Raw genomic sequence first — 26,484 nt, 5'->3', positions numbered from 1 at the left:
GTTTTCAGGCCGGAGCGCCCGGCAGCACATCAAGCAAAGGAGCTTAAGCCATGGCAGTCATCGCCTGGATCGGACTCGGAAACATGGGCGGGTCCATGTCCGTCAACCTCTCAAACGCCGGACATGAAGTCCGCGGCTTCGACCTCAACGCCGCAGCCGTTGCCGCCGCCGAGGCCGGGGGAGTCAAGGCCGCCGGCAGCATCGCCGAGGCCGTCGCCGGCGCCGACGTCGTCTTCACCATGCTCCCCAAAGGCGAGCACGCCCGCGCCGTGTACCTCGGCGAGGACGGCGTCCTGGCCCACGCGGACACCCGGACCCTGCTGGTGGATTCCTCCACGATCGATATTGCCTCCGCGCAGGCCCTGCACGACGCCGCGGCTGCCGCCGGCTTCCGCTTTGTCGACGCGCCCGTCTCGGGCGGCATGAGCGGCGCCAAGGCCGCAACACTGACGTTCATGATCGGCGGTGAGGCCGGCGCCGTTGCCGAGGCCACCGAATACATCCGCCCCATGGCCGCGAACATCATCCCCACCGGCGGCGCCACCACCGGCCAGGCCGCGAAGATCTGCAACAACCTCATGCTCTTCATCAACCTGGCCTCCACGGCCGAGGGCGCAGTCCTCGCCGACCGGCTCGGCCTGGACAAGCAGGTTTTCTGGGACATCGCGTCGGTCTCCTCCGGCGACAGCTGGGCGCTGCGTACCTGGTACCCCGTGGCCGGCGTCGTGCCCACCGCGGCATCGAACAACGACTTTGCCCCGACCTTCACCACGGAGCTGGCCAACAAGGACATCGGCCTGGCCATCAGCGCGGCGCGTGACACCGGCACCCCGCTGGAAATCGGCGAGCACGTCCAGCAGCTCTTCCAGCGGCTCATCGACTCCGGCCAGTCCGGCCAGGACTGCTCGATGATCGTCAAGCTCGTCGACGGCACACTCGACCCCGCCAACTAGCCGACCCCGCCAACTAGCCGACCCCGCCAACTAGCCGTCCCCGCCAACGAGGCGCCCTGCCCGTCAGGGCCTAACCCTTGAGGGCCAGCAACGTCACGGCCCCGCCCTTCACGAAAGAGATCCACGCATGGAACGCATCCCGCACTTCATCAACGGCGCCCTGATTTCGGACGCCGAGCGCTTCGGCCCCGTCTTCAACCCCGCCACCGGCGAGCAGGAGAAAGAGGTGGCGCTGGCTTCCGCCGCACGCGTCGAGGAGGCCGTCGCGGCCGCCCGCGCCGCCCTGCCCGGCTGGCGCGCCACGAGCCTGGCCAAGCGCACCGGCATCTTCTTCAAGGTCCGTGAACTGCTCATGCAGCGCCGGCCCGAACTGGCGGCCCTGCTGACCAGCGAGCACGGCAAGGTCCTCTCGGATGCCGAAGGCGAAATCACCCGTGGCCTGGAGAACATCGAATTCGCCACCGGGCTGGCCCACATGCTCAAGGGCGAGCGTTCCGAGCAGGTCTCCGGCGGCGTCGATGTCCACTCGGTCCGCCAGCCGGTCGGCGTCGTCGCCTGCATCACGCCGTTCAACTTCCCCGCGATGGTGCCGTTGTGGATGATCGGCAGTGCCCTGGCCTGCGGCAACACCGTGCTGCTCAAGCCCAGCGAAAAGGATCCGTCCTCCGCCATCTTCATCGCCCAGGTCTTCGCCGAGGCCGGACTGCCGGCGGGCGTGCTCAATGTGGTCCACGGCGACAAGGAGGCCGTGGACGTTCTGCTGGAACACCCGGACGTCAAGGCCGTCAGCTTTGTCGGCTCGACGCCGATCGCGCAGTCCATCTACAAGCGCGCCGCCGATCACGGCAAGCGCGTCCAGGCTCTGGGCGGAGCGAAGAACCACATGGTGGTCCTGCCGGATGCGGACCTCAACATGGCCGCGGACGCCGCCGTCTCGGCCGCCTACGGCTCCGCCGGGGAGCGCTGCATGGCAGTCAGCGTCCTCGTCGCCGTCGGCAGCATCGCCGATGAACTCGTGGACGCGATCAGCACCCGCATGGCCACGCTCACGATCGGCCCGGGCACGGACCCGGCCTCCCAGATGGGCCCGCTCATCACGGCCGAGCACCGTGACAAGGTGGCCTCCTACGTTGCCGGCGCGGCCAACGAAGGTGCCACCGTAGTGGTGGACGGCCGCGAGCACGAATTCGACTCCAACGGCTTCTTCATCGGCGTCAGCCTGATCGACCACGTCAAGCCCGGCATGAAGGTCTACGACGACGAGATCTTCGGCCCCGTCCTCTCGGTGGTCCGCGTCGAGACCTACGCCGACGCCGTGAAGCTGGTCAACGACAACGAGTTCGGCAACGGCGTGGCCATCTTCACCCGCGACGGCGGCGCCGCCCGGCAGTTCGAGTTCGACGTCGAGGCCGGCATGGTGGGCGTCAATGTGCCCATCCCGGTGCCGGTGGGCACCTTCTCCTTCGGCGGCTGGAAGAATTCGCTCTTCGGCGACACCCACATGTATGGACCGGAAAGCATCCGCTTCTACACCCGCGGCAAGGTTGTCACCACCCGCTGGCCGGACCCGTCCACTTCCGTGATCGACCTCGGCTTCCCCCAGGTCGACTGACACCTCTCGGTTTCTACTCCAACGCGGGGCCACTTGCGCGCCCATCCGGCACCGGATCATGGGCTGCGGGTGACCCCTCGTTGGTTCCGGGGTCCGGGATTAGAGTAGGCAGGCAGCGACAGCCACGATCCGGGAGGCACCATGACCACGCTCATCAACCGCCCCAACACGGCATTGCTCGTCGTCGATATGCAGGTCGGCGTCGTCGCGGAGGCCTACCGCCGCGACGACGTCGTCGCGACTATCGCCGCCCTCGTGGAGAAGGCGCGCGGTGCCGGGGTGGACGTCGTCTGGGTGCAGCACAACGGCGAGGAACTCCCGCGCGGCAGCGACGGCTGGCAGTATGTGCCGGAGCTCGCGCGGCGCGATTCGGAGCCGATGGTGGCCAAGGAATACAGCGACGCCTTCGAGGCCACCGACCTGGAGTCCGTGCTGGCCGATCGCGGCATCGGCCGCTTCTTCCTGGCCGGCGCGCAGACCGACGAGTGCATTCGCTCCACCCTCCACGGCGCGATCACCCGCGGCTACGACGTCACGCTGGTTGCCGACGCCCACACCACCGAGGACCTGACCGACTTTGGCGCCCCGCCGCCGGAAATGGTGGTGGCCCACACCAATTTGTACTGGCAGTACCACAAGGCCCCGGGGCGCACGGCGGGAACGGTCAACGCGGCCGACGTCGACTTCGCTAGCCCTTCAGGGTCCTAGCCCCCTTTGTGAGCTAGCCCTTCATGATTTCAGCGCGCTGGGCCATGTAATCCTCCATGGACAGCTTGCCGTCGCTGTACTGCTGGTCGAGTTCGGCCAGCTTGCGGGCCCGGTAGCCCTGCGCGCCCGACGGCACCTGCGGAGTTTGATGGGGGATTTGCGGTGCCTGCGGCTGTCCTGCTGCCGGCGCTGGGGGAGTTGGGGGTGCCTGCCGCTGCGGTTGCGGCGGGTTGTTCAGGTACTCGGGGCTGTCCTCGTAGGGAACGGGGGATTGGTAGCCGGTCGGACCCGGGTACTGCTGGCCGGGGTAGGGCACGTTCGGGAACGGCTGGTTGGGGAACCGGGGACTGGGGTCCTGCGCGTTTGGGTACGGCTGGTTGGGGTACGGCTGGTTGGCCGGTCCCGGCTGCTTCGGGGCGCCCAGCTGGCCGAAGCCGCCGAAGTAGTCCTGCTGTGTGTAGCCATCCCGCGGCTGGTTGCTCTGGTTGCCGGGGTCGTTCTGGTTGCCCGGGAACTGGCCGAACTGTCCCGGCGTGCCCTGGTTCCGGCCGCGGACGGACCGGCGGTAGAGGCGCATGGCCACGGGAACCAGGAACGACAACACGATGATCCAGAAGAACATGCTGCTCACGGTATGGGGCCTTTCAGCTGCTGGGCCTTCTCATTGCGGGCTCATCTGTAGGGCCGGAGAAGTGTTCCTCCAGCTTATGCCCCACAGGCTCAGGACCGCACTGCGTCCTCGGCGCCGGGCGGACCTTCGCCGGAGCCGAGCGGAACGCCGGGACCGAACACCGGGCCGGCCAGGGGCCGCTTGGCCGTCACGCCGTCGCCCGAGGACCTGTGCCGCAGGCGCCGCACCACCCAGGGGACAAAATACGCCTTGGCCCACACCAGGTCCCCGCTACGCGCCTCGCGCCAACTGCGCTGCGGCAGCGGCTTGGGGGAGAGAGGCTGCAGGGTGTGCTGAACGTTCAGCGAGTCCAGCACCATGGCCGCGATCGTGTGGTGGCCCAGCGGTGAGAAATGCAGCCGGTCAGCATTCCACATCTGCGGGTCATTGAGCTGGCGCAGGGACCACATATCCGCGATCACGGCGTCGTGGCGCGCGGCGATGGTGCGCAGGTTCTCGTTGTAGATGGCCACCTTGCTGCGGATCCGGCCCAACACCGTGGAACCGGTGTCCGGGCCGTTGAACAGGACCACGGTGGCGCCGCCCAGGCTCAGGATCTGCACCACCGAGTCCAGCTTTTCGGCCAGCACGTCAGGGTCACCGCCCGGGCGGATGAGGTCGTTGCCGCCCGCGGAGAGAGTGATGAGATCCGGCTTGAGGGACAGGCAGTGCGCCATCTGCTGGTCCACGATCTGCTGCAGCAGCCGGCCGCGGACGGCCAGGTTGGCGTACGCGAAGTCGTTGTGGCCGCGGCTGAGTTCCTCGGCGACGCGGTCTGCCCAGCCCCGGTGGCCGCCAGGGCTGGCCGGTTCCGGGTCGCCGATGCCTTCCGTGAAGGAGTCGCCCATGGCCACATAGCGGGTCCACGGGTGGGTGACGACAGTCTCCGCTGAGGGGTCCGGTGAATTTTCCATGGCTTCGGTTTCGCTCACCCCCTTATCCTGCACTGTTCACGTTAAGCTACGCCACCGTGAGTTGTTACCGGCGGGTAACTGTAAGAATGGTTCCATGACTCACGCTGATGCCCTTCCGGCCCCCGTCGTCCTTTGGTCCAAGCCGGAGCAGGAGAGGGCCGGGAAACCCCTGCTGGTCCTGCTGCATGGCTACGGCGCCAACGAACAGGACCTGCTCAGCCTGGCGGAGATGCTCCCGCAGGATTTCGCGGTGGCCTCGTTGCGCGCCCCGCTCACCGAGGGTCCTGGCTTCACCTGGTTCCCGCTGACAGCGTCCATTGACTATTCGCTCGACGCCGTCAAGGTCGCCGCAGCGTATGTCCAGGACTGGCTCGACGGCGTCAAGGCCAACCACCCGTCGGTGACGCTGCTGGGGTTCTCGATGGGCATGGCCATGGCCACCACGTTGCTGCGGCAGCGTCCGGCGGACTTCGCCGCCGTCGTCGGCCTGTCAGGGTTTGTCGTCGACGCGGGCGACGATCCCAGCTTCCGCGACGGCGAACTGGACGGCACAGTGCCGCTGTTCTGGGGCCGGGACCAGCAGGACCCGGTGATCACCGAGGACAAGATTGACTACACCATCGGCTGGGTCCGCAAGCACGTGAAGCTCACCAAGGTCCTGTACACGGGTATGTGGCACGGCATTAACCAGCAGGAAGTCGGCCACGTCTCGGAGTTCCTGACGCACGTGGTGCTCAACTCCAAGAAGTAGCCGCGGGGGTAGAAGCAGCCGCGACGAAGAAGTAGCCGCGCCCGGACGAGCAGCTAGGAGGCCGTGCGCCCGGGCAGGCGGCTAGGAGGCTGCTGGCGCGCTGATCCGCACGGTCCGGGCGTTCACGGTGACGGTGTCGCCGTCGTGAAGCTGACGGCCGCGGCGCTCGTCGATCTCCCCGTTGACCTTGACCAGCCCGTTCTTGATCAGTTCTGCGGCCTCCACGCCGTCCTCCACCAGATTCGCGAGCTTTAGCAGCTGGCCCAGCCGGATCATGCTGTCGCGGATGGTGATGTCTTCGAATTCCGGATTGCTCATACAAGCAATAATGCCTGACCTAAGGTGGCACCAATGACCCACACCCCCCGGCTCCCGCTGATCGTGGGCCTGCCCATGGCCGTCGCGACCGGACTGTTCATCCCGGTCCAGGGCCGGATCAACGGCGCACTCGGGGTGGTGCTGGGCGACGGAATCGGCGCCGCGGTGGTCAGCTTCAGCACCGGACTGGTGGTGATGACAGTCATCTCGCTGACCCTGCCCAAAGGCCGGGCCGGCCTGGCCCGGATCCTGCCGGCCGTGCGCGAGCGGCAGTTTCCGCCCTTTTACGTGATGGCCGGCTGCATCGGGGCCTTCTTCGTGTTCGCCCAGTCCTTCACTGTGGGACTGCTCGGAGTTGCCCTCTTCACGGTGGCTGCCGTGACGGGGCAGACCCTCAGCGGCCTGCTGGTGGACCGGATGGGGATCGGGCCGGCGGGGAAGAGACCTATCACCGGCATCCGGGTGCTCGGCAGTGTGCTCACCGTCGCAGCCGTCGCCTGGGCGGTGTCGCCCAGGTTCAGCGCCGGGGAATCCGGGCTGCAGCTGTTTGTGCCCGTGATGCTGCCGCTCCTGGCCGGGATCCTGATGAGTTTCCAGCAGGCCATGAACGGCACGGCCACCGTGCACTACGGCACTCCCATCGCCGCGACACTCGTGAACTTCATCGCCGGGGGCGCCCTGCTGTGGGTGGCCTGGCTGGTCAAACTTGCCGTGGCCGGGGCCGGCAACCCCCTGCCGGCGCAGTGGTGGTATTACCTTGGCGGCCCACTGGGCTGCATCTTCATCGGCATCGGTGCCCTCTTGGTCCGCAGCCTGGGCGTGCTGGTCACCGGCCTCGGGATGATCGCCGGACAGCTGCTCGGGTCCCTCGGACTGGACTTGATAGTGCCGGTGCCCGGAACTGTGATCGCGCTCCCGACATTCCTCGGCACCGTACTGACGCTCGGCGCCATCATCCTGGCCACCCTGCCCTGGCCCCGCGGCGCGCTGAAGCGGTAGCGGGCCGGTAGGCTTGGAGTTTGCATCGCACTGTTCGTTTCCCCCCGTCCGGCAACCAGCCGGTGACCCGGGGCTGACACCGCGGACCGCACCCAGCGGCCCTGTACAAAATTGGAGTTCCCATGGCAGCAAAATCCGTCCTTGACCAGATCATTTCCCTCGCCAAGCGCCGGGGATTCGTTTTCCAGGCCGGTGAAATCTATGGTGGCTCCCGTTCTGCCTGGGACTACGGGCCCCTCGGCGCCGAGCTCAAGGAAAACATCAAGCGCCAGTGGTGGCAGTCCGTGGTCCGCGGCCGCGAAGACGTCGTAGGCCTGGATTCCTCCGTCATCCTTCCCCGCCAGGTCTGGGAAGCGTCCGGCCATGTCGATGTCTTCTCCGACCCGCTGGTGGAGTGCCTGTCCTGCCACAAGCGCTACCGCGCGGACCACCTCGAGGAAGAGTACGAGGAGAAGAAGGGCCGTCCCGCCGAGAACGGCCTCAAGGACATCGCCTGCGCCAACTGCGGCACCCGCGGCCAGTGGACAGAACCCCACGAATTCTCAGGCCTGCTCAAGACCTACCTCGGCCCCGTCGCCAGCGAGGAAGGCCTGCACTACCTGCGGCCCGAAACCGCCCAGGGCATCTTCGTCAACTTCGGCAACGTCCTGACCACCTCGCGGAAGAAGCCGCCGTTTGGCATCGGCCAGATCGGCAAGTCGTTCCGCAACGAGATCACGCCCGGCAACTTCATCTTCCGCACCCGCGAGTTCGAGCAGATGGAGATGGAATTCTTCGTCGAGCCCGGCACCGACGAGCAGTGGCACGAGTACTGGATGAAGGAACGCATGTCCTGGTACACGGGCTTGGGCATCCGCGAAGAGAACCTGCGCTTCTTCGAGCACCCGCTGGACAAGCTCAGCCACTACTCCAAGGGCACGACCGACATCGAATACCGGTTCGGCTTCCAGGGCTCGGAGTGGGGCGAGCTCGAGGGCATCGCCAACCGCACCGACTTTGACCTCTCCACCCACGCCAAGGCCTCCGGCGCGGACCTGAGCTACTTCAACCAGGCCACCAACGAGCGCTACACCCCATACGTGATCGAACCCGCGGCCGGCCTCACCCGCTCGTTCATGGCCTTCATGATCGATGCCTACACCGAGGACGAGGCCCCCAATGCCAAGGGCGGCGTGGACATCCGCACCGTGCTCAAGCTTGATCCGCGCCTGGCCCCGGTGAAGGCAGCCGTGCTGCCGCTGAGCCGCAACGAGGACCTATCTCCGAAGGCCAAGGACCTCGCCGCCCAACTGCGCAAGAGTTGGAACATCGAGTTCGACGACGCCGGCGCCATTGGCCGCCGCTACCGCCGCCAGGACGAGATCGGCACCCCGTTCTGCATCACCGTGGACTTCGAGACCCTGGACGACCAGGCCGTCACCATCCGCGAACGCGACACCATGAGCCAGGAACGCGTTTCCCTGGACAAGGTGGAGGGCTACCTGGCCGCACGGCTGATCGGCGCCTGATCATGGCCATTGCATACCGGGAATGGCGGGAGGGCGACGACCTCGCGCTGCTGGAAATCTGGGGCGGCCCTGAGACGGTCCAGGCCGGACAGTTCCGTGGCACGCTGTCGCCCTCGGGCAATTCCCCGTGGCGCCGCTGCATCGTGGCCGAGGACGTCGTGGACGGTGTCGCCATTCCCGTGGCGGCTGCCGTCGTCCACGAGGCCTCGCTGCATCCGGAACGGCTCTGGGCGTATGTCGAGGTCGCCCGGGACCACCGCCGCGCCGGCCTCGGGTCCACGTTGCTGACCATGCTGCGGCACGAGGCCGCCCAGGCGCCGTCGGGCGTGTCCAAACTGCGCTGCAAAGTGGAGCCGGGCACCCCCGGGGCGGCGTTTGCCGAGGCCGCGGGCCTGGCCCCGATCCAGCGCTCCCGCCTCGTCGTCGTTGACCCGGCGCCGCTCAAGCTGCCGGTGTTCGGCGACGGCTCGGAGTCCGCGGCCACCGATCAGGTCGAAGACCTGGCCACAGGCTCGGTGGAGCTCAGCGACGTCGTGGGACGCTACTACACCGCCGTGCACGGCTGGGACAGCCCCGGGGAGCTGAGCGTCGCCGCGGTGCAGCGTCTGTTCCTGGATGATCTCAGCGGCGCCCACGGAGCGATCGTGCTGCGGGCGCCCAAGGCCAGTGCCTTTGGGCACGGCATCGCGGCGAGCCGGAAGGGCAGGCTGGAGGGGTTCGCCATCAGTTACGCCCAGGGAATTCCAGGCGCCGACGCCGACAGTGCCGGTGCGGCCGGGTCTTCTGAACCTACTGAGGTTTTCCTCGGACACGAACCCAAGCTCGACGCGGATCAAGCTCGGGCCGCCGTCCGGGATCTTCTGGCCCTGATCGCCTACCAGCACCCGGTGATGCTGGAACTGGACGACGCGATGACAGCCCTGCACGCCGTCGTCGAACCGCTGCTCGAGAGCGGCAAAGCCCATGTCCAAGGCTCGGAAACGCTGGTCGTCTCCGACCAGGCGTAAGCCTTAACCCAACTGACCCGCAGTTGCGGCCGTTATGGGTAACGGCTGCAGCTGCGGGTCAGTTTGCGTTAAGCCCGGTTAGTATCCAGGACAGTTACTTGGGGATCACCGGCGGCACGAAGTCGAAGGTCATGCCCAGCAGCCAGACGAGCAGCAGGACCACCGGCAGGTGGAAGACGAACTGCAGAAAGGTGAAGCCCACCAGGTCCCGGGCGCGCAGCCTCAGCACCGCGAGCAGCGGCAGCATGAAGAACGGGTTGACAAGGTTCGGCAGTGCCTCGGCGATGTTGTAGATCTGCACGGTCCAGCCGAGGTTCATGTTGACGTCGGTCGCGGACTGCATCACGTACGGCGCCTCCACAAGCCACTTGCCGCCGCCGGACGGCACAAGCAGGCCCAGCAGGGCGGTGTACAGCGCAATGACGACGGCGAACGCGCCATTGCCGCCGATGTCCGAGAAGAACTCGGCCAGGTGCGCGGAGAGGGTCATCCCGCCGTGGCCGGTGGCCTTGGTCAGGATCGCGGCCATCGCGGCGTAGAGCGGGAACTGCACCAGGATGCCGGCGGTGGCCGGGACCGCCTTGGTGACCGCCTGCAGGAAGTTCCGCGGCGTCCCGTGCAGGACCAGGCCCAGGATGAGAAACACCAGCAGATAGCCGTTGAGGCTGCTGACCACGCTGAGGAACGGCTTGGTGAAGAACTGCGACATGAGCCAGCCGAGCGTGAGGATTCCGGCCAGGATCGGCAGGAGCTTGCTGTATTCGAGCCATTCGCCCGGCCGGGAACGCGGCGCGGGCTCGCTCGGCTCGTCATCCAGGTCCACGCCGAGGTCCTCGGCGGTGCGGATCGAGCCGCCCTGGGGCGCGGAGAAGTGCGCAATCACGGTGGTGAGGGCCATCAGGATGGCCAGGGTCAGCAGTGACTGCCAGGTAAAGATTGTGGTGCCGAAGTCCAGGATGCCGGTGATTTTCAGCAGCGCCGGCGGCAGCGACGCGGCGGTGGCCTGCAGCTGCGCGGCGGAGGAGGACAGCCCGAGCGCCCAGACGGCGCCGAGGCCCATGAACGCGGCGGCGCCGAGTGCACGGTAATCCACGGTCAGGTCCGTGCGGCGGGCAATCGCCCGCGCCAGCAGACCGCCGAAGATCAGGCTGAGCCCCCAGTTGAGGAAGGACACGGACATCGACATCAGCGCCACGAAGCTTACCGCGGTCCGCGCGGTTGACGGCACGAGGGCAAGCCGGTTGATCAGCTTCGCCACGGGCGGGGAGGTGGCCACGACGTAGCCGGTCAGGACCACCATGGCCATCTGCAGGGTGAAGGCGGTCAGGTCCCAGAAGCCGTTGCCGAACGAGTCAGCGATGGCCTGGGGCGAGGCGCCGATGGCCAGTGCGGCCACAGCGATGATGACGACGCCGGCGAGGGCGAAGATGTAGGCGTCCGGAAACCACTTCTCCGTCCACGACGCCATCCGTTGGGCTATCCGTGCGAGACCGCGTTCATCGATTCCGCTCTTGGTCACGACTGTGCTTGCCACAGGTGTCCCTCTCCATTGAGTGCTTTTTGTACCCCATGGAGCTTAGTCAAGACGATGGCGGAAGCCGGGCTTATCGGCGCCGCGCACCTGCGCGCCGCGGACCGTCGGCCTTGTCCAGCCGGCGTCGTTCCTCCTCCGTCGCGGCGCTGCCGCCGAGACCGGCCGGCATCCACCAGGCACCGGGCGCGGGCTGCAGGGGGAAGTCGGCGATGCCGGTGTCGATCCCCTCCTGGAGCGTCGTGGCCAGGCGCGCGGTGGCCTGCCGGGCGTCCTCGGCCGGGCCCGGGAGGGAGCCCGGAAGGATCGGGGCGCCCACGTGGATGCGGACCGGGGCTCGCCAGGCGCGCCGCGGCGAGAAGGCATGGTGGCGGGTCATCAGTCGGTGGGCGCCCCAGATGGAGACCGGGATGATCGGCACGCGGGCCTCGGCGGCCATCCGCACCGCACCGGTCTTGCATTCGCGCACCGTGAAGCTGCGGCTCACGCCGGCCTCGGGCAGGACTCCGATGTACTCGCCCTCCCTGAGCCGGGCGACCGCGGCGTCGTAGGCGTGGGCTCCCGAGCCATACCCCACCACGACATGCCCGGCTGCGCTGACCGCGGGCCCGGCCAGCCAGTGGTCGGCGGCTCCCTGCGTGACGAGGAAGCGCAGCTGGGCCCGGTTGTGCCACCACAGCAGCATCTCGGCAAAGGCAAAGTCGAGGTAGCCGAAGTGCGTAATCGCCACCACGGCACCCCCGCCGGGCACCACCGGCCGCGACGGGCCGCTAGCGGCAGCGCCGCGGCTGGCAGCACCGCGGGCGGCAACACCGCGGGCGGCAACACCGCGGGCGGCCGCACCGCGGGACGCACTGAGTGGCCCGGGCTGGGGCAAGTGCTCCCGGCCTGTGATGAGGACGCGGATCCGGAACAGCCAGCGCAGCACCAGCCCGGTGCGGACAGTGAAACGGTAGAAGCGGTCGTTGGGTTCCGGCCGCCAGCGCATCAACCTCCACCTCACCGGCCGCCAGCCCAGGGGAGGCCGGGCCTGTCCCGGGTCTCGCATGTCAGTGCCTGCCCACCCGCCGCCGGGGCGGCAGGGGCAGGAAGCCGGAGGTGGATTCGATGTATTCCTTGTAGCCGGGCCGTGCAGACATTGCCTTTTCCGTCAGGGGCTTGCCTGTCTTACCGGCAAGGGTCCAGATCATCAGGGCGGGGGAGAGGATGGTCAGCACGCCCGGCCAGGAATCGGCGGCCACGAGGAAGAGCCCTGCCCAGACGGCGGCGTCGCCGAAGTAGTTGGGGTGGCGGGTGTAGCGCCACAGCCCAGTGTTGAGGACGGTGCCGCGCTTGGCGGGATCGGCCTTGAACTGCGTCAGCTGCCAGTCGCCGACCGTCTCGAACACGAAGCCAACGATCCAGAGCAGGACGCCGGCGAACGCGAGCCAGCCCAGGCTTCCGGTGGCGAACATGCCGACCTGGATGGTGAGCGAGACGAAGAACATCACCACCCCCTGGGGCAGGTAGACCCGCCGCAGGGCGTAGACGTTGCGTGATCCGGGTGCTGCGGAGAGCATGTCCACATAGCGCGGGTCCTCGTGGCCGCCGCGTGCACGGAGCCCGATGTGGACGGCGAGGCGGATGCCCCAGACCGCGACGAGGACAAGCAGCAGCAGCCGCCGTCCGGCGTCGCCGTATCCGGAGGAGAGTACCCAAGAGACGCCGGCCACCACGACGAAGCCGAGGCCCCAGACGGTGTCGATAACGGAGTGCCGGTTCTGCCGCACGGCAACCACGAAGGTAACCGCCAGCAGGACCACGAGTCCCGCGATGACCCACGGCAGGCTGGCAAGGAAAGCATCAAGCGGGAACGGCGGCATCACAACACCACCGGCAGGCGTGTTCCGGCCGCCGGCAGGGCGCCGCGCAGGACGCTGCGTAGTGCGTCCGTGGATCCAGAGACGTCAGCTCCCGTGGCCTCGCCGAAGGTGTCCAGGATAAAGCCGTTGGCGAGGGAGTTCCACAGACCCACCCGGGTCAGCATGAAATGACCGGCACTCTTGAGCGAAACGTAGTCCACGGATTCCGCGACGCCCTCGGCGCGCCTGGCGTAGGCGAGCGAGTTGGCGGGACTTGTCCAGTGATCCTCGGCACCGTGGACAATCAGCACCCGGCGGCCCGCGACGGGTTCAACCGGGGTTTTGTGATTAATCCACGGGGCGAGCGCGACGACGGCCTCGACCTGCGCGTCGTCGGCCACGCACAGTGCCGTGAGACCGCCCATGGAGTGGCCCAGCAGGTACACCGGCACGCCGGGATGTTCCTGGCTGATCTGGGCGAGCGCCCAGCGGGCATCGTGAACGGGGGACATGTCCTCCCCGTTCCAGCCACGGTACCGGTTGCGCAGGGTCCAGACGGCCAGCCCGTGTCGGCCGCCCTGCCTGTGGAGCGCCCGGGCGAAGGGCCGCATCCGGGCCGGGCTCAGGTGCCTCCCGCTGACTGCGTCGTAGCTGTCGGCCCGCCCGCCGTGCAGGATCAAGGCGACTGCGCGGGTCTCCCCGGCGGCCTCGGCGATTCTCAGCACAGCCTTGGCTGCGGGCCCGGAACGGCCCGCTCCCGGCTCGCGGTCGTCTAGTTTACGCATGGCCACGCGTGTGTCCTTCCGTCCTTCGTCCCTCAATAACCAACCCTAGGTTGCAGCCTCCGCCCGTCAAGGCAGGTGGTGCCTAGTGTGATTCGGAGCCGGCGCCTCCGGTGATGGGTGCGGCCAGCAGTGGACCCTTGACGGGGGAATGCGGGAAGAGTAGGCATGTGCAAGTAAACCTCCGGGCGCCACGCCGGCTGGGAGCGCAGAAAACTGTCCGGGTCGAAGCTCACGACGAAATCGACGGTACAGAAAATGAACGGAACAAAGTTCGATAGCCTGCGCGAGCAAGTCCGCGGGCAGATCATCACGCCCGGCGACGCCGACTTTGACGCGGCGCGGGCAGTGCATAACGGCATGATCGACAAGAGGCCGGCAGCGGTGGTCCGCGTATCCCAAGTTGCGGACGTCATCGCCTGCGTCAACTTCGCCCGGGACAACTCCCTGGATCTTGCCATCCGCGGTGGAGGCCATAGCGTTCCCGGGTTCGGCACCTGGGATGACGCCCTGGTCATCGACTTCGTCAACACCACCGGGGTCCGGGTCGATCCAGCAGCCCAGACGGCGCGCACGGAGGCCGGGGCAACGTGGGCCGACTTCAACCACGCCACCCATGCCTTCGGGCTGGCGACTCCTGGGGGCGTTGTCGGATCCACGGGCGTCGCCGGGCTGACTTTGGGCGGCGGCATTGGCTACCTGTCGCGGAAGTATGGACTCAGCTGTGACAACCTGCTCTCCGCCGACGTCGTAACGGCGGACGGAAACTTCCTGACCGCCAGTGAAAGCCAGAACGAGGATCTGTTCTGGGCCCTACGGGGCGGCGGAGGAAACTTCGGTGTGGTGACGTCCCTGGAATACCGGCTGCATCCGGTGGATATGGTCCACGCAGGGATCATCATCTATCCGATGGAGCATGCGGACACAGTGGCGAAGTTCTATCGGGATCATATGGATTCAGCGCCGGAGGAGTTTGGAGCGTTCCTTGCATTCGCCCAAGGGCCGCCTGTGCCATTCCTGCCCGACGAATGGCACGGCAAACCAGTGATCGTGGTAGTCGGCATGTGGACGGGCGATCAGGCCGAAGGTCCCAGCCGCTGGAAGCCCTTCCTCGACGTCGCTCCCGTGGCGGGTTCCATGGTGGGGCCGATGCCCTACCCGGCCCTGAACCAGGCCTTCGACCCGTTGGTTGCCAAAGGGCTGCAAGGCTACTGGAAGGCCGACTACCTGGCGGAGCTCAACGACGGCGCCATCGCCGCGCACATCGAACACGGCAGCAAGGTCCCCAGCGTACAAACCGCTGTACACCTGTACCCCGTTGACGGGGCAGTGCATCGCGTGGGCGCAAGCGAAACTGCGTTCGCCAATCGGAACGTGAAGTTCGCGCCTGTGGTCGCAGGCATGTGGCAAGATCCCGCGGACAACGAGGCGAACATCGCCTGGGTCAAGGAATATGCGGCGGCACTGCGCCCCTATTCGGCGCCGGGTGGCTACATCAACTTCATGGACGGCGATGACTTGTCCCGCGTGGCGGAGAATTACGGGCCGAACTACAAGCGACTGAGGGACGTCAAAGCCAAGTACGATCCCCAGAACCTCTTCCACGTCAACCAGAACATCGCACCGGCGTAACCTGGCGTTCTTGCCGGCACTCCGGCACACCGGGGCGCGCCGCGAACGCGCGGCGTGCCCCGTCATCCGTCCGGACAGCCCCCGCCCACGCCGTAAAGTTTTCGGCATGAGGTTGAACTGCTGATGGGCGCCGGACACTCGCATTCCCACACTGCGCATTCGGAGCCGACGCCCCAAACGCTCGCGGCGCGGAAGAAGGCCAACTGGATCCTGGCTGCCGTCCTGATCCCGCTGACGCTGCTGACCCTGGCGGCCATGGCCTTTATGTGGCCGTCGGGAAGCAAGGAGGGCATCTCCCTGGCGAGCCCCTATGCGGCGGCCCCGGGCGTGACCTTTGACACCGGCAAGATCCAGCGGGTCGTCGTCGGCAGCTGTTCGGATGCCCCGGCAGGCGGTGACGCCGCGGCGCAGCAGGGCACATCCGGTTCCGGCACCACTCCGCAGCCCCCGAACGAGGGCTCGCAGTGCACGTTCGCCTACACCGAGCCGGACAAGGGCGGCAACCCGGTAAAGGTGGTCATCAACCCTGACATCGCGAAGTCCCACGGCGTGAAACCCGGGGACGACATCCGCTACCTGAACCTCTCCAAGGTGCAGGGAGCCGACGGTCAGGGCGCGCCGGCCTATGTCTTCGTCGACTTTGTCCGGACCCTGCCCATCATCTTCCTGGCCGTGCTCTACGCCGTCGTCGTGATCGCGGTGGCGCGGTGGCGCGGCCTGCGCGCCCTGATCGGACTGGTCGGCGCCTACGTCGTGCTTGTCTCGTTCATGCTGCCCGGGCTGGTCGAGGGGAAGCCGCCGCTGCTGCTGGCGCTCGTGGGGTCCACGGTGATCATGATCGGGGTGCTGTACTTCGCCCACGGCTTCTCCGCCCGCACGTCGACGGCCCTGCTCGGGACGATGTTCGGCCTCGCCATTACGGCGCTGCTGGCGGCCTGGGCCACCGACGCCGCAAACCTCGCCGGTGTGGGCAGCCACGACGCCGCCACCCTCACCAACATGTCAGACAACATCTCAATCTCCGGCATCATCCTGTGCGGGCTGATCATTTCCGGTCTCGGTGTGCTGAACGACGTCACCATCACGCAGTCGTCGGCCGTCTGGGAACTGTGGGAGCTCGCCCCCGAGACCAGCGCGCGGCAGCTCTTTACGTCCGCGATGCGGATCGGCCGGGACCACATCGCCTCCACGGTCTACACCATTGCGTTTGCCTACGCCGGCGCGGCCCTGCCGGTCCTGATCCTGGTCATGCTCTACGAACGGCCGCTCGGTGACGCCCTCACCAGCGCCGAACTCTCCGAGGAAGTCATCCGCACCCTGGTCGGTTCCGTGGGGCTCGTCCTCGCCGTTCCGGTCACCACCCTCATCGCCGTGCTGGTGGTCAAGGCCACCGGAATCAAGGGCAGCTCGGTTAAGCGGGTTGCCTTGGGCGAGCCTGACTGGGGTGGATCCGAGGCTGGCGGCTCTGCAGGGATCGAGTCCGACCGGGTCGCGCCGGACGGGATCTGGCCGGACGGGGCCGAGCCAGATGATGCCGGTGCCGGTCCTGCCACGCGCCGCGGGCGGCGTGCCGCCCTGCGGGGCTGACGCGGACCCGGCGGCACCCGAAAGTATCCACACAGCCGGGCATTTCCACATAGCCGGAGCGGGACCGGGCTGATTTGCCCGTCTTTGAGACAATGGTCGGGTGACTGTTGTAGCAACGCCTCCCGCCCCCAAGCTGGAACTCCCGCCCCTGAAGCTGGGCCCGATCACCGTGGACACCCCCGTGATCCTGGCTCCCATGGCGGGTATCACCAACTCCGCCTTCCGCAGGCTGTGCCGTGAATACGGCGGCGGCCTGTATGTGGCGGAGATGGTCACTTCCCGTGCCCTCGTGGAACGCACGCCGGAATCGCTTCGCATTATTTCGCACGACGACGACGAGAAAGTCCGCTCCGTCCAGCTCTACGGCGTGGACCCCGTGACCGTCGGCCAGGCCGTCCGGATGCTCGTCGAGGAGGACCGGGCCGACCACATCGACCTCAACTTCGGCTGCCCCGTGCCCAAGGTGACGCGTCGCGGCGGCGGCTCCGCCTTGCCGTGGAAGATCGACCTCTTCACCTCGATCGTCCAGACCGCGGTGAAGGAAGCCTCCAAGGGCAACGTCCCGCTGACCATCAAGATGCGCAAAGGCATTGACGAGGACCACCTGACGTACCTCGATGCCGGCCGGATTGCCCGCGATTCCGGCGTCGCCGCCGTCGCACTTCACGGCCGCACCGCCGCACAGTTCTATTCCGGCCAGGCCGACTGGTCCGCCATTGCCCGGCTGCGCGAGGCCCTGCCGGACATTCCCGTCCTGGGCAACGGAGACATCTGGTCCGCGGAAGACGCGGTCCGAATGGTCCGCGAAACAGGTGTGGACGGCGTCGTCGTCGGCCGCGGCTGCCAGGGCAGGCCCTGGCTGTTCGGCGATCTCATGGCCGCGTTCGAAGGCAGCGACCAGCGGTACCGGCCGGATCTGCGCCAGGTGGCCGAAAGCGTGTACCGGCATGCCGAGCTCATGGTCGAGACGTTCGGGGACGAGGGCAAGGCCCTGCGCGAAATCCGCAAGCACGTTGCCTGGTACTTCAAGGGCTACGTCGTCGGCAGCGAACTGCGGACCAAGCTGGCACTCGTCACCAGCCTCGAGGTGCTGCGCGGAACCCTGGACCAGCTGGACCTCGACTCGCCGTATCCCGGGGCCGACGCCGAGGGCCCGCGCGGCCGCGCCGGTTCTCCGAAAAAGCCTGCGCTGCCGAAGGATTGGCTGCTGAACCGGACCCTGGACGATGCGCAGACCCGCGACATCTCCTTCGCCGAACTGGACGTCTCCGGTGGCTGAGACCCGGACCACCGCCCCCGTCCTGGACGGCTACACCTCCCGCGACTGCGCCCGGTGGGTCGAAGAGCCGCCCAAGAGCACCTACCGGTCGGACTTTGAGCGCGACCGCGCGAGGGTCCTGCACTCCTCGGCGCTGCGCCGGCTCGGCGCGAAGACCCAGGTGGTGGCGCCGGATACTGACGACTTCGTCCGGACCCGGCTCACCCACAGCCTCGAAGTTGCCCAGGTGGGCCGGGAACTGGGCCGCGCGCTCGGCTGCGACCCCGACGTCGTGGACACCGCGTGCCTCAGCCACGACCTCGGCCACCCGCCCTTCGGCCACAACGGCGAGGCCGCCCTCAACGAGGTGGCCCATGGGATCGGCGGCTTCGAAGGCAACGCCCAGACGTTGCGGCTGCTGACCCGGCTGGAGCCAAAGGTCCTGGCCACCGACGGCCGGCCGGCTGGCCTGAACCTGACCCGGGCGAGCCTCGATGCCGCCGCCAAGTACCCCTGGTCCGCCGTGAACGCGCCGGTCATCCACGGGGAGCGGACCAGCAAGTTCGGCGCCTACGAAGACGACCTCCCCATTTTCGACTGGATCCGCGACGGCGCCCCGGAACGCCGGTCCTGCCTCGAAGCGCAGGTCATGGACCTGGCGGACGACATCTCCTACTCGGTGCACGACGTCGAGGACGCCATCGTCGCGGGCCACTTCCAGCTCCGCTGGATGGACAACCCGGACCACCGCGCCCGCGTCGTCGGCTACGCCAAGCAGTGGTACCTGCCGCACAACGACCCCGCCGCGATCGACGCCGCATTGGCCCGGCTGGAGGCCACGGACGTCTGGGTGCGCGAGGCCGATGGCAGCCGCAAGGCCATGGCGGCGCTCAAGGACATGACCAGCCAGCTCATCGGCCGCTTCTGCCAGAGTGCGCTGGAGGCCACCCGCACGGTCTACGGCCCGGAGAACCTGACCCGCTACCACGCGGAGCTGATCGTCCCGGATGAGACCGTCATGGAAATTGCGGTAATGAAGGGCCTGGCCACCACCTTCGTGATGACCACCGAACACCGGCAACCCATTTATGAGCGCCAGCGCGAGGTCCTGCATGCCCTCGTTACAGCGCTCAGCGCCACCGGGGACCGTCACCTGGAGCCGATGTTTGCGGCCGACTGGCTCGACGCCGCGGACGACGCCGCGCGGCTGCGCGTCGTCATCGATCAGGTCGCCTCGCTGACGGACGGCTCGGCGCTGGCCATGTACGAGCGCCTCGTGGGCAGCCTGCCGTCGCTGTGGTGACCGCCACCGTGGCCGGCCCGTCGGCGTCGTACCCGGGGACTAGGATGGCACTGTGGCCGGCCTGATCAAACGCGAAGACATCGATGAAGTGCGCCAGCGCACCGACATCAAGGAAGTCGTCGATGGCTACGTGACGCTCAAGGGAGCCGGGCTGGGGTCCTACAAGGGCCTGTGCCCCTTCCACGACGAGCGCTCACCCTCCTTCACGGTCCGCCCCCAGGTTGGCCGGTACCACTGCTTTGGCTGCGGCGAGGACGGCGACGTCATCTCCTTCGTCCAAAAACTGGACCACACCACCTTCCACGAGGCCGTGGAAAAGCTGGCCCACCGGATCGGCTTCGAACTCCGTTACGAGGACGGCGGCTCCGGGCCCAACCGGGAGGACATAGGCCGGCGACAGCGGCTGCTGGACGCGCACAAGGTGGCCGACGAGTTCTTCCGTGCCCAGCTGATCACCCCGGGCGCGGCCGAGGGCCGCAACTTCCTCTACGAACGCGGCTTTGACCGTGCGGCGGCGGAACAGTTCGGTGTGGGCTACGCGCCGCAGGGCTGGGACTCGCTGCTCAAACACCTCCGCGGCCGCGGCTACACCGACCCGGAACTCAAGCTGACCGGCATGTTCTCCGCCGGGGGACCCGGAAACCAGCAGAGGATCTACGACCGTTTCCGCGGCCGGCTGATCTGGCCCATCCGGGACATCGCCGGCGACACCATCGGCTTCGGCGCCCGCAAGCTCTATGAGGACGATCAGGGCCCCAAATACCTGAACACCCCCGAAACCGCGCTGTACAAGAAGTCCCAGGTCCTCTACGGAATCGACCTCGCCAAGCGCAGCATCGCCAAGGACCGCCAGCTCGTGGTGGTGGAAGGCTACACCGACGTCATGGCCTGCCACCTGGCCGGCATTCCGACGGCCGTGGCCACGTGCGGCACCGCCTTCGGCACCGAGCACATCAAGATCGCGCGCCGGCTGCTCTCCGACGACGGCAGCGGGGGAGAGGTCATCTTCACCTTCGACGGCGACGCCGCCGGCCAGAAGGCGGCACTGCGCGCCTTCGAAGAAGACCAGCGGTTTGTCGCGCAAACTTTCGTGGCGGTGGAACCCAGCGGCGCAGACCCCTGCGAACTCCGCCAGTCCAAGGGCGACTCCGCCGTCCGGGACTTGATCGGAAGCCGCCGGCCGCTGTTCGAGTTCGCCATCCGGGCCACCCTGAAGCGGCACAACCTGGACACCGTCGAGGGCCGGATCGCTGCCCTGCGTGAATCCGCGCCCGTGGTGGCGCAGATCCGCGACGCCGGCATCCGGCCGGCCTACGCCCGGGAGCTCGCCGGCTGGCTGGGGATGCCGGTCGAGGAAGTCAGCCGGGCCGTCGGCGCGGCCACCAAGCGTGCCGCGCAGGCGGCCTCGGCCCCGCCGGGTGGCAGTCAGGGCCATGGGCAGGGCGGGGGGCAGGGGCCTGCCGGGTCTGGCCGCGGCTTTGCCGGGACTGCGCCGGGCGTTGCCCCGTTGCCGACGTCGGCCGTGCTCCCGTCCTTCAACCGGCCTGATCCCCGGGACCCCGTGGCGGCGATGGAGCGCCAGGCGCTCGAGGTCGCGCTGCAGGAACCAGGCATGCTCGAGGGTGAGACGTGGCAACGCTTCTCGGAGGCGCGGTTCTCCACACCGGCCTATCTCGCCGTCCACGAGGCCATCCGGGCCACCGGACTCGGGTTTGCCGGGGACCCGGTGCGCTGGGTGGAGCAGTTGCTGCAGGAGGTCCCTGAGCCGCTGCGGCCCCTCGTGTCCGAACTCGCAGTGGTGCCCCTGCCGGCCAACACGCCCGAAGGTGTCCTGCGCTACTGCAAGGACATCCTCGCCCGCCTGTTCGAGCTCCAGATCACCCGGGTGAAAGCCGAGAAGATGGGCCAGTTGCAGCGTCTGGACGCCTCGGCCGATCCCGAAGAATTCCAGCGGCTGAATCGCGAACTCATGCAACTTGAGGTGCAGCGGCGGTCCCTGCGCTCGGACGCCTGAGCCGCCGATTTCGTTTCCCGGGCCGGTGTTTGCTAGGCTTATACCCGCTTCATTCCTCCTTAGCTCAATTGGCAGAGCATTCGACTGTTAATCGAAGGGTTGCTGGTTCAAGTCCAGCAGGAGGAGCGCGCAGTCCCCGTTCCGGGTTCCCGGAACGGGGGCTTTTTTATACCCGGAGGGGGTATTTCGCGGCTGGCCGGCACTGGCGCCCTGGCCGATTTCCCTACCGGCAAAACGTTTGCTAATGTCGTACCTGCTTCATTCCTCCTTAGCTCAATTGGCAGAGCATTCGACTGTTAATCGAAGGGTTGCTGGTTCAAGTCCAGCAGGAGGAGCGGACAGGTCCCGCGGCCGGTGAAAACCAGCCGCGGGACCTTTTTTATTGCCCCGTTTTTTGACCCGTACCGTTCACTGGCCCGGGCGGTTGTCGCCGGGCTTTCAGCGGCCCGACTCAGACGAAGTACATTTCCACCTGCAGGAAGCGCTGGGCCTCGGCCACCGCGGCCTGGAAGGCCTCCAGCTCCGTGGGGGACTTCCGCGGCTCCCGCGGGTGCCATTCATGCGGCGCCGAGTGCACCTGGGTGAATCCGCCGCCCGGGGGCGCGTAGAAGATGCCGAATCTTTGCACTGGCCACTCGGGGGAGGATTCCGGGGCCACGAGGAGGGCGGAGTCATAGGCCGGGTTGTACCACTGGGCTATCGGGCGGCGGCGGTCTTCGGTGAACAGGCCGGAGGCGTACAGGGCCGCCGACTGCGGACTGGTCTGGCTACACAGACGATCCCACCACAGGGGCAGGATTCCGGCGTCGCACCGCTGCCAAGTGGCCGGAAGGGGCGGGGGGTCCTGCCTGTGGGGCATGAAATAACTGTATCTCCCGCCGCGGACGCCGAACAGGGTGCGAGTGGGCCAAGGGCCAGGCCGCGAGGGCTCGCCGTGTTCACGGTGCCGCCGGGACATGCTCAGTGCCGGTCCTGGCGCGTGGGCATATTGCCAATATGCCCAGTCCTGGGCGCGAAGAATGGGCATGTCCCTCCGGGGGTACCGGGAAGAATGGGCATGCCCAGTCCTGGGCGCGAAGAATGGGCATGCCCAGTCCTGGGCGCGAAGAATGGGCATGTCCCGCGGGGGAGAATCGGCCCGGGGCCCTACTGGATCGGGGGCACCGTGCTGGGCCGTACAACCAGCCACAGCGCAGCGGCTGCCAACAGGATGCAGGCGGCCTGGACGGCGCCCATGGGGGTCGCGGACCCGACGCCGAGCCAGCCGACCACCGGGGAGACCAAGCCCGCCATCATGAAAGTCGCCGCGCCAAGGAGGGACGCCGCGGTTCCGGCCTGGGCGCCGTGTTTGGCCAGGGCCAGCACCTGCACGGTGGGGAAGGTGAAACCGGCGCCGAGGATGTAGAACCACAGCGGCACCAGGACGCCCCACAGCCCGAATCCCAGCTGGTCGAAGACGACGATCAGAACGGCCATGACGAACATCCACGCCGTGGAACAGGCCAGGATCCACTGCGGCGGGACGCGCCTGATGAGCCTTGCGCTGGTCTGCACGCCTGCCACGATGCCGAGTGAGTTGATGCCAAAGAGCAGGCCGTACTGCTGGGGGGTGAAGCCGTAGACGTTCTGGAACAGGAACGGCGAGGCGGAAAGATAGGCGAAGAGGCCCGCGAAGTTCATGCCGCCCACCAGCAGCAGGCCCACGAAGATCCGGTCGGAGAAGAGCACTTTGTAGCGCTGGCGCACGGTCATCCCGGTCTTGCCGCGCAGCTCCGGCGGCAGGGTCTCCCGGACCACGAACAGGGCCGCGATGATGACACAGGTCCCGTAGGCGGCCAGGAACAAGAAGATGCCGGGCCAGGGCATGAGCAACAGCAACTGGGAGCCGATGACCGGGGCGAGGATCGGGGCCAGCCCGTTGACCAGGGCCATCCGCGAGAACATCCGCACCATGGCGTAGCCGCTGAACAGGTCACGGACCATGGCCATGGCCACCACGCCGCCGCCGGCGGCCCCGATGCCCATGAGGACACGGAAGAAGCCCAACGTGGCGATATCCGTGGACTGGGCTGCGCCAAGGGAGGCGGTGATGTGGACCGCCGTCGCCAGGATCAGGGGCAGCCGCCGGCCGAACTTGTCGCTCAGCGGCCCCACCACCAGCTGTCCCAGCGCGAACCCTATGGTCGTCCCCGTGAGCGTCAGCTGCACCGCGGCCTCGGAGACGCCAAGGCTGTCTTCCAGGGCAGGGAACGCGGGCAGGTAAAGATCCACCGTGAACGGCCCCAGGGCCGTCAGGGCGCCGAGCGTCAGGATGTAGAGGAATTTGCGACGCCGGCTGGGGGAATCACCGGGATTGGGGGCTGTACTCACAGAGGTCCATCCTAGGGCCCGCGAGGGCGGCCGGCCGGTGGCTGGGCGGGCGCGCCACACCTTGCCCGAAAGGGCCTGCCAAGAGCCTAAATGATAGTTTTGACACCGGGGTCTGTGCGAAGCTGTCCAGACCCGGCAAGCCCGCGCGAGCGGATCGACGGATGGCACCAGTTAGGCGGGACCGATGAGCGGACGTCACAGCGGCGGGACAGGCAGCGGGTTGCGCATTACCGCGCTGCCGAAAACCTTGAAGATGATCTTCAAGCTGGCGCCCCGCCAGCTCAATGACGAGATTGCTCTGGCCAAGGCCGAGATCAAGCGCAAGGGGATGCAGCTCGGTGTTGCCGGCGCCTTCTTCGCCGTCGCACTGGTCTTCATTGGCCTGCTGGTGATCGGTCTGATGGTCGCCGCGATCATGGGCCTGGCCACGATCATGCCGGCGTGGCTCGCCGCCTTGCTGGTCTCCGCCGTGTGCCTGATCATCGCCGCGATCGGGGCGCTCATCGGGCAGAGGAAGTTCAAGGCGGTCATGCCGCTGGTTCCCGAGGACACGCTCCGGGGACTCAGGCACGATCTTGGCATCGCCAGGGAAGGCTCCGCGTTCGACGCAGCCGTCCTGGATCCGAACTCCGAACAGTACAAAGCCGCGAAGGCCGCCAAGGAAGCCGCAGCCGCCAAGGCAAAGGCGGAAAAGGAAGCCAAAGCTGCCGCACAGCCCGACTTGGGGCCTGCCCCCACAGAGGCCGAACTCCGAAGCCGGCTGGACCAGCGGCGTACGCATCTCACCGGCGTGCGCGACGACCTCGGCCGGGAACTCGATGTCAAGACCCAGGCCCAGACCCTGCTGGCCGCCACCCAGGCCCGGCTGCAGGTCGGCCAAGCGCAGCTCAGCGACAAGGTCGCAGGCTTCCGCTCCTCAGCCCGCTCCTCGGCGGGGACGCCCATATCCGCTGACGGGCAGAAGCTGACCGGCCAGATCAAGAACCGCTGGAAGCCCCTTGCTGTGCTGGCCGCGTCGGCCGCCGCCTTGGCAGTTCTGGTGCGCAGGCTGATGAAGGGCTAGGCAGGCCCTGAACCGGAACACCAAACCGTTGCCGTCCACGGAAAGGGGGAATCGATGAAGTTCATCGGCGCTGGTGCCCGCCCCGGGCAACCCCTCGTCCACCGCGACGCGGTCTTCACGGTTCCAAATGTCCTGACCGTGGTGCGCTTCCTTGGTGTTCCCCTGTTCATCTGGCTGGTCCTCGCCGAACACGAGTACGGCTACGGTGCCCTTGTGCTCGCCGTCATGGCCAGCACGGACTGGGTGGATGGCTACATCGCCCGCCGCTTCAACCAGATGTCCAACCTCGGACGGGTCATGGACCCTATTGCCGACAGGCTATCGCTGATCGCCGTGGCCGTGACCCTGGTGATCGCCGGCGTCGTCGAGTGGTGGTATCTCGTCGCACTGCTGGTCCCGGACGCGGTCCTGCTCGCCCTGTCACTGTTTTATTTCCACGGCCACCCGGATCTGCCGGTCAGCCGCATCGGAAAGATCCGGACGGGCCTGCTGCTGGTGGGCACACCGCTGCTGGTGCTGTCCAAACTTCCGGTGCCCGCCGCGAACGTCTACGCCACGGTCGCGTGGATCTTCCTGGGACTGGGTCTCGTGGGGCACTGGATCGCGGCCTACAACTACGTCGGGGCCATCATTGGCAAGGGCAGGCAGCTTCGGGCGCACGACGGCGGCTCCCACTGATGGTATGGCTTGCGGTTTTGCTTGCGGTCCTCGGCGCCTTCTGTCTGGCCTTTGGCGCACAGCGGCAGGGCAGCGCGGTCAAGGCCGATACCGGCGGCCTCGCGCTGAGCAGCCACGGCCTGCTCCGGCTCGCGCGCAATCCGCGCTGGGTGCTCGGGCTGATGTTGCTGTGCGTCGGGATGGGGATGAACGCCGTCGCCCTCGTCATGGCCCCCTTGACGGTGGTGCAGCCGATCGGCGCGATCGCGCTGGTCATCACCACCGTGGTCAACACCAAGGACCAGGGCCTAAGCATGAACCGGGCAACCGTCGTGGCGATCTCTTGCTGCGTGACGGGCTCAGCGCTGTTCGTGTTGCTGGCTGTCAACGCGACCCAGGAGAACCACAACGTCAGTGCCTCTGACGAGCTGACGATCGTGCTGCTGCTGGCCCTGGCCGTGGGGCTCTTCGGCACGCTCGCCGTCCTGTTCAAGCACCGCCTGAGCGCCTTCGTCTACATCCTCGGCGCCGGCGTCCTGTTTGGCTTCGTGGCTGTCCTGACCCGCATCATTGGCAGGCATCTGCTCGATCCCAACGGGCAGTTCCTGCTGAATGTGCCGTGGTACAGCGTCGTGGCGCTTATTGCTGCCGGCGCTCTGGGATCGTGGTTTGTCCAAAACGCCTACTCCAGCGGACCTCCGGACCTCGTGATCGCCGGATTGACCGTGATCGACCCCATTGTGGGCATCGCGATCGGCATCGTAATTCTGGGAGAACTGCGCCCAGACGTCCAAGCCGTGACGGCTATTGCCATGGGCACGGCCGCATTGCTTGCTATCGTGGGAGTTATAGCCCTCTCCAGGCACCACCCGGAAGTCACCAAGCGCAAGAAGGAAGCGCGGAAGGCAGCGGGCAGGTCCTAGGGCATCAGTCCAGACTTCGGCTGCAGGCTCGGCGCGCCTGTGCCGACCGCCAGCCGGCCGCCATTGATCCAGCTGTCCGCACA

General features: G+C 67.4%; 24 protein-coding genes and 2 tRNA genes. 17 read left to right on the top strand and 9 right to left on the bottom strand.

The genetic code is table 11. The features are described from left to right. The first annotated feature begins 50 nt into the window (after positions 1-50). The 3 genes from mmsB (at position 51) to M2428_RS11585 (ending at position 3,273) form a co-directional block, all read left to right on the top strand. Entirely contained in the window at positions 51-953 is a 903-nt protein-coding gene (gene mmsB / locus M2428_RS11595) for a 3-hydroxyisobutyrate dehydrogenase (RefSeq protein ID WP_277526108.1), read from the top strand. 127 nt (positions 954-1,080) lie between these two features. Beyond that, positions 1,081-2,565: a CoA-acylating methylmalonate-semialdehyde dehydrogenase gene (locus M2428_RS11590; protein ID WP_277526107.1), complete on the top strand. Its 1,485-nt coding sequence runs from the start codon at positions 1,081-1,083 to the stop codon at positions 2,563-2,565. Positions 2,566-2,706: 141 nt separating this feature from the next. Beyond that, positions 2,707-3,273, top strand: coding sequence for an isochorismatase family protein (locus tag M2428_RS11585; RefSeq protein WP_277526106.1), 567 nt, complete (start codon positions 2,707-2,709; stop codon positions 3,271-3,273). A 13-nt stretch (positions 3,274-3,286) separates the two neighbouring features. On the opposite strand, the gene M2428_RS11580 is transcribed toward M2428_RS11585, so the two are convergent. Both M2428_RS11580 and M2428_RS11575 read right to left on the bottom strand, forming a co-directional pair. Next, positions 3,287-3,895 (bottom strand): hypothetical protein, encoded by a 609-nt coding sequence (locus tag M2428_RS11580; protein WP_277526228.1) that lies wholly within the window; start codon positions 3,893-3,895, stop codon positions 3,287-3,289. A gap of 98 nt (positions 3,896-3,993) precedes the next feature. Then, on the bottom strand, positions 3,994-4,857 hold the full coding sequence (locus M2428_RS11575) for an SGNH/GDSL hydrolase family protein (protein ID WP_277526227.1): 864 nt from the start codon (positions 4,855-4,857) through the stop codon (positions 3,994-3,996). Between the two features lie 94 nt (positions 4,858-4,951). Between M2428_RS11575 and M2428_RS11570 the strand changes: the two genes are divergently transcribed. Continuing rightward, complete coding sequence (locus M2428_RS11570; RefSeq protein WP_277526105.1) at positions 4,952-5,608, top strand: phospholipase; 657 nt, start codon at positions 4,952-4,954, stop codon at positions 5,606-5,608. Between the two features lie 81 nt (positions 5,609-5,689). Here M2428_RS11570 and M2428_RS11565 read toward each other — a convergent pair whose 3' ends face one another. After that, positions 5,690-5,926 carry an RNA-binding S4 domain-containing protein gene (locus M2428_RS11565; protein ID WP_090576591.1) on the bottom strand — a complete coding sequence of 79 codons (237 nt, stop codon included), beginning with the start codon at positions 5,924-5,926 and terminating at the stop codon, positions 5,690-5,692. Positions 5,927-5,959: 33 nt separating this feature from the next. On the opposite strand from M2428_RS11565, the gene M2428_RS11560 reads away from it, so the two are divergent. The 3 genes from M2428_RS11560 to M2428_RS11550 all read left to right on the top strand — a co-directional run bounded on the left by M2428_RS11560 (position 5,960) and on the right by M2428_RS11550 (position 9,440). Then, positions 5,960-6,925, top strand: a complete 966-nt coding sequence (locus M2428_RS11560; RefSeq protein WP_277526104.1) for a DMT family transporter — start codon at positions 5,960-5,962, stop codon at positions 6,923-6,925. Positions 6,926-7,047: 122 nt separating this feature from the next. Next, positions 7,048-8,433, top strand: a complete 1,386-nt coding sequence (locus M2428_RS11555; RefSeq protein WP_277526103.1) for a glycine--tRNA ligase — start codon at positions 7,048-7,050, stop codon at positions 8,431-8,433. A 2-nt stretch (positions 8,434-8,435) separates the two neighbouring features. Then, positions 8,436-9,440: a GNAT family N-acetyltransferase gene (locus M2428_RS11550; protein ID WP_277526102.1), complete on the top strand. Its 1,005-nt coding sequence runs from the start codon at positions 8,436-8,438 to the stop codon at positions 9,438-9,440. Between the two features lie 94 nt (positions 9,441-9,534). Here the strand turns inward: M2428_RS11550 and M2428_RS11545 are convergent, their stop codons facing one another. The 4 genes from M2428_RS11545 to M2428_RS11530 form a co-directional block, all read right to left on the bottom strand. Next, the gene (locus M2428_RS11545) at positions 9,535-10,974 is read right to left on the bottom strand and encodes a TIGR00366 family protein (RefSeq protein WP_277526101.1); all 1,440 of its coding nucleotides are present in this window, start codon (positions 10,972-10,974) and stop codon (positions 9,535-9,537) included. A gap of 70 nt (positions 10,975-11,044) precedes the next feature. Beyond that, positions 11,045-11,959: a lysophospholipid acyltransferase family protein gene (locus M2428_RS11540; protein WP_277526100.1), complete on the bottom strand. Its 915-nt coding sequence runs from the start codon at positions 11,957-11,959 to the stop codon at positions 11,045-11,047. A gap of 61 nt (positions 11,960-12,020) precedes the next feature. Continuing rightward, a complete protein-coding gene (locus M2428_RS11535) occupies positions 12,021-12,833 on the bottom strand; it encodes a DUF1295 domain-containing protein (RefSeq protein ID WP_277526099.1) in 813 nt (270 codons plus the stop codon). Next, a complete protein-coding gene (locus M2428_RS11530) occupies positions 12,833-13,597 on the bottom strand; it encodes an alpha/beta fold hydrolase (RefSeq protein ID WP_277526098.1) in 765 nt (254 codons plus the stop codon). Before M2428_RS11530 ends, M2428_RS11535 begins: the two co-directional genes overlap by 1 nt. A gap of 255 nt (positions 13,598-13,852) precedes the next feature. On the opposite strand from M2428_RS11530, the gene M2428_RS11525 reads away from it, so the two are divergent. From M2428_RS11525 to M2428_RS11495, 7 genes are all read left to right on the top strand, one after another. After that, positions 13,853-15,226, top strand: coding sequence for an FAD-binding oxidoreductase (locus M2428_RS11525; RefSeq protein ID WP_277526097.1), 1,374 nt, complete (start codon positions 13,853-13,855; stop codon positions 15,224-15,226). 123 nt (positions 15,227-15,349) lie between these two features. Then, positions 15,350-16,813 (top strand): YibE/F family protein, encoded by a 1,464-nt coding sequence (locus M2428_RS11520; RefSeq protein ID WP_277526096.1) that lies wholly within the window; start codon positions 15,350-15,352, stop codon positions 16,811-16,813. 100 nt (positions 16,814-16,913) lie between these two features. Further along, on the top strand, positions 16,914-18,092 hold the full coding sequence (gene dusB, locus M2428_RS11515; protein ID WP_277526095.1) for a tRNA dihydrouridine synthase DusB: 1,179 nt from the start codon (positions 16,914-16,916) through the stop codon (positions 18,090-18,092). Continuing rightward, positions 18,085-19,374, top strand: coding sequence for a deoxyguanosinetriphosphate triphosphohydrolase (locus tag M2428_RS11510; RefSeq protein ID WP_277526094.1), 1,290 nt, complete (start codon positions 18,085-18,087; stop codon positions 19,372-19,374). Before dusB ends, M2428_RS11510 begins: the two co-directional genes overlap by 8 nt. 52 nt (positions 19,375-19,426) lie before the next feature. After that, positions 19,427-21,388: a DNA primase gene (dnaG, locus tag M2428_RS11505; RefSeq protein WP_277526093.1), complete on the top strand. Its 1,962-nt coding sequence runs from the start codon at positions 19,427-19,429 to the stop codon at positions 21,386-21,388. A gap of 53 nt (positions 21,389-21,441) precedes the next feature. Beyond that, positions 21,442-21,514 (top strand) — tRNA-Asn (locus M2428_RS11500). 136 nt (positions 21,515-21,650) lie between these two features. Beyond that, positions 21,651-21,723 (top strand) — tRNA-Asn (locus M2428_RS11495). Positions 21,724-21,839: 116 nt separating this feature from the next. Here the strand turns inward: M2428_RS11495 and M2428_RS11490 are convergent. Next, the gene (locus tag M2428_RS11490; RefSeq protein WP_090576548.1) at positions 21,840-22,247 is read right to left on the bottom strand and encodes a hypothetical protein; all 408 of its coding nucleotides are present in this window, start codon (positions 22,245-22,247) and stop codon (positions 21,840-21,842) included. 287 nt (positions 22,248-22,534) lie between these two features. Then, on the bottom strand, positions 22,535-23,758 hold the full coding sequence (locus M2428_RS11485; protein WP_277526092.1) for a multidrug effflux MFS transporter: 1,224 nt from the start codon (positions 23,756-23,758) through the stop codon (positions 22,535-22,537). Positions 23,759-23,942: 184 nt separating this feature from the next. Between M2428_RS11485 and M2428_RS11480 the strand changes: the two genes are divergently transcribed. Genes M2428_RS11480 through M2428_RS11470 form a run of 3 tightly spaced genes read left to right on the top strand, consistent with a single transcriptional unit; the run spans position 23,943 to position 26,401 of the window. Then, positions 23,943-24,821, top strand: a complete 879-nt coding sequence (locus M2428_RS11480) for a phage holin family protein (RefSeq protein WP_277526091.1) — start codon at positions 23,943-23,945, stop codon at positions 24,819-24,821. A gap of 54 nt (positions 24,822-24,875) precedes the next feature. After that, positions 24,876-25,499 (top strand): CDP-alcohol phosphatidyltransferase family protein, encoded by a 624-nt coding sequence (locus M2428_RS11475; protein WP_277526090.1) that lies wholly within the window; start codon positions 24,876-24,878, stop codon positions 25,497-25,499. Further along, positions 25,499-26,401: a DMT family transporter gene (locus M2428_RS11470; RefSeq protein WP_277526089.1), complete on the top strand. Its 903-nt coding sequence runs from the start codon at positions 25,499-25,501 to the stop codon at positions 26,399-26,401. Before M2428_RS11475 ends, M2428_RS11470 begins: the two co-directional genes overlap by 1 nt. The last annotated feature ends 83 nt before the right edge of the window (positions 26,402-26,484 follow it).

Origin of the sequence: Arthrobacter sp. ES3-54 (assembly GCF_029504395.1) — a bacterium.
Taxonomy (GTDB): domain Bacteria; phylum Actinomycetota; class Actinomycetes; order Actinomycetales; family Micrococcaceae; genus Arthrobacter.
This window is presented reverse-complemented; position numbering and strand designations above follow the sequence as displayed.

Coding starts and splice junctions, on each gene's coding strand:
- M2428_RS11470 (WP_277526089.1), top strand. CDS start 25,499: ATGGTATGGCTTGCGGTTTTGCTTGCGGTCCTCGGCGCCTTCTGTCTG.
- M2428_RS11570 (WP_277526105.1), top strand. CDS start 4,952: ATGACTCACGCTGATGCCCTTCCGGCCCCCGTCGTCCTTTGGTCCAAG.
- M2428_RS11560 (WP_277526104.1), top strand. CDS start 5,960: ATGACCCACACCCCCCGGCTCCCGCTGATCGTGGGCCTGCCCATGGCC.
- M2428_RS11575 (WP_277526227.1), bottom strand. CDS start 4,857: ATGGAAAATTCACCGGACCCCTCAGCGGAGACTGTCGTCACCCACCCG.
- M2428_RS11550 (WP_277526102.1), top strand. CDS start 8,436: ATGGCCATTGCATACCGGGAATGGCGGGAGGGCGACGACCTCGCGCTG.
- mmsB (WP_277526108.1), top strand. CDS start 51: ATGGCAGTCATCGCCTGGATCGGACTCGGAAACATGGGCGGGTCCATG.
- M2428_RS11565 (WP_090576591.1), bottom strand. CDS start 5,926: ATGAGCAATCCGGAATTCGAAGACATCACCATCCGCGACAGCATGATC.
- M2428_RS11475 (WP_277526090.1), top strand. CDS start 24,876: ATGAAGTTCATCGGCGCTGGTGCCCGCCCCGGGCAACCCCTCGTCCAC.
- M2428_RS11480 (WP_277526091.1), top strand. CDS start 23,943: ATGAGCGGACGTCACAGCGGCGGGACAGGCAGCGGGTTGCGCATTACC.
- M2428_RS11555 (WP_277526103.1), top strand. CDS start 7,048: ATGGCAGCAAAATCCGTCCTTGACCAGATCATTTCCCTCGCCAAGCGC.
- M2428_RS11590 (WP_277526107.1), top strand. CDS start 1,081: ATGGAACGCATCCCGCACTTCATCAACGGCGCCCTGATTTCGGACGCC.
- M2428_RS11490 (WP_090576548.1), bottom strand. CDS start 22,247: ATGCCCCACAGGCAGGACCCCCCGCCCCTTCCGGCCACTTGGCAGCGG.
- M2428_RS11585 (WP_277526106.1), top strand. CDS start 2,707: ATGACCACGCTCATCAACCGCCCCAACACGGCATTGCTCGTCGTCGAT.
- M2428_RS11540 (WP_277526100.1), bottom strand. CDS start 11,959: ATGCGCTGGCGGCCGGAACCCAACGACCGCTTCTACCGTTTCACTGTC.
- M2428_RS11530 (WP_277526098.1), bottom strand. CDS start 13,597: ATGCGTAAACTAGACGACCGCGAGCCGGGAGCGGGCCGTTCCGGGCCC.
- M2428_RS11520 (WP_277526096.1), top strand. CDS start 15,350: ATGGGCGCCGGACACTCGCATTCCCACACTGCGCATTCGGAGCCGACG.
- M2428_RS11580 (WP_277526228.1), bottom strand. CDS start 3,895: ATGTTCTTCTGGATCATCGTGTTGTCGTTCCTGGTTCCCGTGGCCATG.
- M2428_RS11525 (WP_277526097.1), top strand. CDS start 13,853: ATGAACGGAACAAAGTTCGATAGCCTGCGCGAGCAAGTCCGCGGGCAG.
- M2428_RS11535 (WP_277526099.1), bottom strand. CDS start 12,833: ATGCCGCCGTTCCCGCTTGATGCTTTCCTTGCCAGCCTGCCGTGGGTC.